Annotated in this window: 2 protein-coding genes and 1 pseudogene; all 3 read right to left on the bottom strand. The window is 38.9% G+C overall.

Features of this window, described 5'->3' with window-relative positions:
- A pseudogene (locus Q1A70_RS20005) lies at positions 1-284 on the bottom strand (mobilization protein); the annotation flags it as partial.
- On the bottom strand, positions 281-820 hold the full coding sequence (locus tag Q1A70_RS20000) for a DUF1845 domain-containing protein (protein ID WP_299695712.1): 540 nt from the start codon (positions 818-820) through the stop codon (positions 281-283). The pseudogene Q1A70_RS20005 and the gene Q1A70_RS20000, both read right to left, overlap by 4 nt.
- Positions 821-834: 14 nt before the next feature.
- The coding region (locus Q1A70_RS19995; protein WP_299695714.1) for a hypothetical protein at positions 835-1,110 on the bottom strand (276 nt) is incomplete at its 5' end.

Raw genomic sequence — 1,110 nt, 5'->3', positions numbered from 1 at the left:
TCGGTCGGGGATTGAATGTATTGTGTTACTCCAAATTCAGTAATGCCCCATAAAGAGATTTTTATTTTTCCATCCATAAGAATAAGTTCATGCTTAATGATACTGCCTTGTTGAATCAATTTGTTCAGCAGACGATCGAGTGGAGGCCTCTTTTTATATTGCAGTAGCAACATTAAGTTGGTGATGTCGGAATACCCTTCTTGCTTTAAGAAAGTAATCACGTTTTCTATTTTTTGTTGATGGAGCGCTTGTCGCTCTTTATTCGTCGCCAGTAATTGCGTCATGCTACCCCTTCTGGATTTTTGCGGAATTGGTGAAAGGTGATGCACACCTTGTTTAGTTTTTGTAGCAGCTTAACGAGATCTGTAATGGTTTGTTGTCGATAATCTTGTTGCTCACTATTGGTTAATTCACCGTTGATTTTCGCAAGATACAGGGTGTTGAGGTATGCGTCTGTTGCCATGAACAGCTTCATTAACATCACGTTTTGAGGCGTGAGTTTTTTTTCATTAATCGAAATCGGTTGAGGCTCGTTGGTTTGGTAAGTATTCACATCAATGTCATTCACTTTATTGATGAGAACCCGATGTTGATGTTGTGTTTGATCTCTTAATGCCCGCACTTCAATTAACAGCTTATCTGATAGTTGACGAGCGTACCCTGTTATTGCTGTGGGGGTTGGCTGAGTCGAAAAAGCATGAACTGAAAACAGTGATTCAAAGATAAATTGACCATTAATCTTTTTTTTAGTCGGGTTCTTTGTGGGTTTTTGGGAGCGAGAATCCCAAAGGTTAAGTAAACGTTGACTTCGTAATTTCATGAAATACCTTTTAGTTAAATTAAGTCTTTAAACTTTTCATCGAAGTTAGCTTTGATATTGGTTTTATTGGGGATGTTGACCTTTTTCTTTGGGGGCTGCCTCAATGTGTCATTGATGCTGATTTCGTTTTCAGTTTCTTCATCGAGTTCGTTAGATGGTTCGATTTGTGGTTCAGTTACGTTGTCTGACTCACTTGATGCGTGATGGATAGATTCTTCTGTTTCGGTTTCTTCATCGAGTTCGTTAGATGGTTCGATTTGTGGTTCAGTTACGTTGTCTGACTCACTTGA

Origin of the sequence: uncultured Vibrio sp. (assembly GCF_947488985.1) — a bacterium.
In the GTDB taxonomy this organism is placed as follows: domain Bacteria; phylum Pseudomonadota; class Gammaproteobacteria; order Enterobacterales; family Vibrionaceae; genus Vibrio.
Note: the sequence above shows the minus strand (reverse complement) of the source record. Positions and strands in the feature narration are given on the sequence as shown.

Coding starts and splice junctions, on each gene's coding strand:
- Q1A70_RS20000 (WP_299695712.1), bottom strand. CDS start 820: ATGAAATTACGAAGTCAACGTTTACTTAACCTTTGGGATTCTCGCTCC.